We start from the raw sequence: 5,499 nt of genomic DNA, 5'->3' as shown, positions 1-5,499 counted from the left end.
CACAAGCGCGTCGAGCCTTCGTGCAGGACGAGACCATCATGCCCGACGCGCTTGTGCAGGCGTCCGGGCCATCGTATTCAACCGCTGGACTCTCGTTATGATCGAGGGACTGACGGGGGGCAGGTCAAGGCGTTCCTGCACTATGAGGGCGGCACGGCCTACACCAAGCAAGACGAGTTTGATGACACGACGGCTGAAATGAACCGCCGTCAGGCTGAAGGCTTTGAGCGGCTAGGGCGGCAACTTAATGGCAATAGTTGGATGAGCCGCTAAATGTTCGGCAGATCAATCCTCCGCCATCAACGCCGATGGCAGCTAATCACCGTCGCGAACCCCAAACCGGCCAGTCCGCAATCGGCCAGCTTTACCGGAACTGCCAGGTCGCAATGCGCCCAATTCAGACTATCGGTGGCGGCCTGACCGATCCTAAAAGCTGCCCTTCAGGTATAGAGCACGGATCCTGACACCGTTTTTCGCAAGGCCTGCGGCGTGGAATATCCTCGATGCCATCGTTGGAGGCGTTATGCTGGCCTTCGCAGCATCCCTCATCGGTAGGATTGTCTTATGACCCGACCGACGACGAAGCATGATCGAGCGCCTGAATAAGGGCGTCCTCGACCCGCTGAATGTCAGACTGCGCCACGTTGAAGCGCATGAACGGTGCAGCAGACTGCGATACGCTGAACACGTTGCCCGGAGCCAGCACCACGCCAGCCTTCAGACAGCGCTTGGCAACATCTGCAGAATCAAGACCGTCTGGCAAGCGGCACCACAGGTAGAAGCCGCCTCGCGGTATGATCCACGGCGTGATTCCCAGTTTCGCCAGACGTGCGGCGGTACGGTCGCGCGCGTGCACCAACCGTTGGCGAAGGTCGGCCATATGTTTTCGGTAACTTCCACCCGCCAGCACATCGGCGATCAATTCTGTCGCTACCGGGCTTGGCCCACCGAAACTCGTCGCGACCTGAAGGTCAATCAACCCTTCGATCCAGTCGCGTCGCGCCGCGATATAGCCACAGCGCACCGATGCAGAGAGGGTCTTGGAGAAGCTCCCTATCCGAATGACCCGGTCGAGACCGTCGAGGACGGCGAGGCGCGGCGACGGCGATGGCTCGAAATCGGCGAAGATGTCGTCTTCCACGATGGTGAGGTCATGGGCGCTAGCCGCGCTCAGTAGGCGGTACGCGGTCTGGTGCGACATGCTGGCTCCCGTCGGATTGTGGAGCGCGGAGTTCGTTATATAGAGCCGTGGTTTATGGGCAATCAGCGCTGCCTCAAAGGCCGCCGTATCGGGACCAGTAGGCGTGTACGGAATGCCAACCAGTTTCACACGGTGCGCGCGCAGGAGCGCCTGAAAATTGAAATAGCCGGGGTCATCGACCAGAACGGTATCGCCGGGATGGAGCAGGAAGCGGCAGATCAGATCGATCGCCTGTGTACCCGACCCGGTCAGCAGAAGCTGGTCAGCGGTAGCGTCTATTCCCTCCTCAGCAAACCGACCGAGAAGGAGGCGGCGCAGCGCCAGCGAACCGCGCGTGCTGCCATACTCGGTCAACAGCGCATCGTCACCGCGTGCCAGTGATCGCAAAGCCTTGCGGAGCGCGACATTGGGCATCCAGTCGGTTGGGAGCCAGCCACAGCCTGGCTTGAGCGTGGAAGTATCCGCGTCGAGCGATTGGCGGGAAATCCAGAACGGATCGACGGCCCGGTCGCGACGTGGCCCCATCTCGCTGACCGACATAGGTGGGACGCTGCTTCCCGTGACGTAAAAGCCCGACCCTCGACGCGCGCCGATAACCCCCTCGGCTGCCAGTCGATCATAGGCCTCGACCACAGTGGACGGAGATACGCTCATAGTCTCGGCAAACGCCCTGACAGAAGGCAGACGATCCCCCGAGCCGATCGCGCGGCTCGCGATCTTCGCACGGATTGTATCCATGAGTTCGTCGATCTTGGTTCCGCTACGCAGCTGACCCATCTCAATGCCTCGCAATTGTATGGCAGAATTAATCCATACAGTTTGATATTTTTGTATTGTATTGTCCCTGTTTTGACCAGCCCCTTGCCTCTAGTCGGGTCGGGAAAGCGAGGAACTATGGAACGGTCTACAGCCGGTTGGGGCAGCGGCCTTCTGGGCGTCATCATCTTCAGTGGGTCTCTGCCAGCGACGCGACTTGCGGTCGCAGACTTCACGCCGGTTTTCGTGACGTCGGGGCGTGCAGTCATCGCGGCGCTGCTGGGCGCTGTCTTCCTCATGGCGCTTAGGCAGGCGAGACCAGCGCGCTCCGATCTCCTGCCGCTCGGCATCGTCTCGATCGGCGTGGTGGTCGGGTTCCCGCTTTTGACCGGGCTTGCACTCCAGCACATCACAGCGGCGCACTCGGTGGTCTTCGTGGGACTTCTTCCGCTGTCTACCGCCATCTTCGGAGTATTGCGGGGCGGCGAACGCCCGAAGCCTGCCTTCTGGCTTTTCTCGACGATCGGGGCGATCGCGGTGGCCGGTTTTGCCCTCTACAATAGCGGCGGCGGCTCGCTGACCGGCGACCTGCTGATGGTCGCATCAATCGTGCTCTGCGGCCTTGGCTATGCGGAAGGTGCATCGCTTTCACGCCGCCTTGGAGGCTGGCAGGTCATTAGCTGGGCATTGTTGCTGTCACTTCCGGTCATGATCGTCATCGCCGCAGGGACTATGCCAGCGAGCTGGGCTGACATCGGTTGGCGCGCGTGGTCGGGCTTCGCCTATGTCTCGGTCTTTTCAATGATGCTGGGCTTCGTATTCTGGTATCGCGGCCTTGCCATCGGCGGCATCGCTGGCGTCGGACAACTCCAGCTCCTTCAGCCGTTCTTTGGCCTGCTCCTCGCAGGCGTGGTTCTCGGAGAGCCTGTCGCATGGACGATGATCGCATCGACCGTGATCGTCATCCTCTGTGTGGCCGGTGCAAAGCGTTTCTCCTGAACCACCTGATCTTTCCATTCACGAGACATAGGCATGACCGAAGAATTCTACCGCATGAAGCGCCTGCCTCCCTACGTCATTGCAGAAACAAACGCGATGCGGGCGGCCGCGCGCGCTGCCGGGGAAGATGTCATCGATCTCGGCATGGGCAATCCGGACCTGGCTCCGCCCGATCATGTCATCGAGAAGCTGATCGAGGTGACGCGCAAGCCCGACGCCCATGGCTATTCCCAGTCGAAGGGTCTTCCTGGCCTGCGTCGGGCACAAGCCGATTATTACCTTCGGCGCTTCAGCGTCGAACTTGATCCTGAAACCGAGGTGATCGTCACAATGGGATCGAAGGAGGGGCTGGCCAGCCTCGCCACCGCGATCACCGAGCCGGGCGATGTCGTGCTTGCTCCCAACCCCTCCTATCCGATCCACACGTTCGGCTTCATCATCGCAGGCGCGACGATCAGAAGCGTGCCGACCACACCGGACGAGCACTATTTCGAGAGCCTCGAGCGCGCGATGCGTTTCACCGTGCCCCGCCCGAAGCTGCTGGTTACGAACTATCCCGCCAACCCGACGGCGGAGACTGTTGACCTCGCTTTCTACGAACGCCTGGTGGCATTCGCGAAGGAGAACGACCTGTGGGTTCTAAGCGACCTTGCCTATTCGGAGCTGTACTATGACGGCAAGCCGACGGTATCGATCCTGCAGGCGAAGGACGCGAAGGATGTCGCCGTCGAGTTCACCAGTCTGTCCAAGACCTACAGCATGGCAGGATGGCGGATCGGCTTCGCTGTCGGAAACCCAAGGCTGATCGCGGCTATGGCGCGGGTGAAATCCTATCTCGATTATGGTGCTTTCACGCCAATCCAGGCTGCCGCCGTCGCGGCGCTCAATGGACCGCAGGACATCGTCGAGAAGAATCGCCAGCTCTATCATCGCCGGCGTGACGTGCTCATCGACAGCTTCGCTCGCAGCGGATGGGAAATACCCAGCCCAAGCGCATCGATGTTCGCCTGGGCACCACTGCCGACCGCCCTTCGGCACATGGGCAGCCTCGAATTTTCGAAGGAACTGCTGACCCAGGCGAAAGTCGCTGTCGCAGCGGGCGTCGGCTATGGCGAGCAGGGTGAAGGCTATGTCCGCATCGCCCTAGTGGAGAACGAACAGCGCATCCGGCAGGCCGCGCGCAGCATCAAGCGATATCTCACGTCCAAAGGCGTAAACGTGCCCTCAGGCCAAGGAGACTGAAATGCCGCTCTTCAAAGGCATCTCCGCCTTCCCGATTACCCCGTCCGACGACCATGGGATCGTCGATGTCGACGCTGTGGGACACCTCGTTAAACATCTTGCTGAAGCGGGAGTGGATTCCATCGGCCTACTCGGCAGCGCTGGAACGTACGCTTATCTTAGCCGGACAGAGCGTTTGCGCGCTGTCCGCGCTGCCGTGCGGGCGGTCGGGCGTCAGGTGCCTCTGATGGTGGGAATTGGCGCCCTGCGCACCGATGATGCACAGAATCTCGCAAGAGATGCGGAGGCCGAAGGCGCAGATGGGCTGCTCATGGCGCCGGTGTCCTATACTCCGCTCACACAGGACGAGGCTTTCGAGCATTATGCCACGGTCACTGCCACCACACGTCTCCCGTTGTGCGTCTATAACAATCCGAGCACGACGCACTTCACGTTCACGCCTGATCTGCTCGACCGTTTGGCCGACCTACCCAATATTGCGGCAGTCAAGATGCCGATGCCCAGTGCAGGCACCATCGGCAATGATCTCAAGGGTCTGCGCTCACGTGCCACAGGCGATCTGGCGATAGGATATAGCGGCGATTGGGGCATGGCGGACGCTCTGATTGCGGGCGCTGAAGCATTCTACAGTGTGATAGCCGGGTTTCTTCCTGCGCAAGCCATGGCGCTGGCGGCTGCCATCGATAGTCGCGACACCAATGAGGCTGCCAGGATCGTCCGACAGCTCCGGCCCTTGTGCGCACTGTGCCGCGAGCTGGGAGGCGTGCGGGTCGCCTATGCTGCTGTGGCTCAATTGGGTCTTTGCATTGCGTCACCGCCCAGACCAATCCTGCCTATTTCCGAAACTGACAGACGCCGGGTTGCCAAGGCGATTTGGGCCACGATGGGTCATGACGGGCAAGAGGATTAGTCTCTGGCATTGAAGCGGCGAGGTCAGGTGGGCATTCGTATCTGCACTCTGAAACTATGTGGTTTTGTCAGCAATCGACGCCCCGCCAATGGCAGCTTATATCGCTGGAGGAATGCAAAGCAGCCCGACCAGAATCGGCTCATTGTCATAACTCACTCCGGATTCAATGCCTGCCTGGGCTCACCAATCGGTCACAGAAACAGTTTATCGGCGGCGAAATCGGAGAGACACGTTCGATGCATGCAAGGCATATCGAATTTAAAAGTAAGCGGTAAAAATCCTCCACGTTGCGGTTGAACCGCCGCGGCAGGTTTGGCGATGTAATTTTGGTAATCAAGCAGCGGTGACGATGTTGCTTATTTCGAACATGGTTTGCCCGGCGTTTATATTG

5 protein-coding genes are annotated in these 5,499 nt (G+C 60.0%); 4 read left to right on the top strand and 1 reads right to left on the bottom strand.

What is annotated here, in order from left to right; translation table 11 throughout:
• Window positions 1-273 (top strand): hypothetical protein (locus V2S85_RS26730; RefSeq protein WP_330705818.1); only part of this gene is annotated, 273 nt, incomplete at its 5' end.
• A 289-nt stretch (window positions 274-562) separates the two neighbouring features.
• Here the strand turns inward: V2S85_RS26730 and V2S85_RS26725 are convergent.
• Window positions 563-1,978 (bottom strand): PLP-dependent aminotransferase family protein, encoded by a 1,416-nt coding sequence (locus tag V2S85_RS26725; protein ID WP_330705817.1) that lies wholly within the window; start codon window positions 1,976-1,978, stop codon window positions 563-565.
• A gap of 117 nt (window positions 1,979-2,095) precedes the next feature.
• On the opposite strand from V2S85_RS26725, the gene V2S85_RS26720 reads away from it, so the two are divergent.
• Genes V2S85_RS26720 through V2S85_RS26710 form a run of 3 tightly spaced genes read left to right on the top strand, consistent with a single transcriptional unit; the run spans window position 2,096 to window position 5,108 of the window.
• Complete coding sequence (locus tag V2S85_RS26720) at window positions 2,096-2,956, top strand: DMT family transporter (protein ID WP_330705816.1); 861 nt, start codon at window positions 2,096-2,098, stop codon at window positions 2,954-2,956.
• 33 nt (window positions 2,957-2,989) lie between these two features.
• Window positions 2,990-4,198, top strand: a complete 1,209-nt coding sequence (locus V2S85_RS26715; protein ID WP_330705815.1) for an LL-diaminopimelate aminotransferase — start codon at window positions 2,990-2,992, stop codon at window positions 4,196-4,198.
• Window position 4,199: 1 nt separating this feature from the next.
• The gene (locus V2S85_RS26710) at window positions 4,200-5,108 is read left to right on the top strand and encodes a dihydrodipicolinate synthase family protein (RefSeq protein ID WP_330705814.1); all 909 of its coding nucleotides are present in this window, start codon (window positions 4,200-4,202) and stop codon (window positions 5,106-5,108) included.
• Window positions 5,109-5,499 lie beyond the last annotated feature (391 nt).

This window comes from Novosphingobium resinovorum, assembly GCF_036352595.1.
Lineage (GTDB): Bacteria > Pseudomonadota > Alphaproteobacteria > Sphingomonadales > Sphingomonadaceae > Novosphingobium > Novosphingobium resinovorum_B.
The sequence above is the reverse complement of the archived record's forward strand: the minus strand, read 5'-3'. Positions and strand labels throughout refer to the sequence as shown.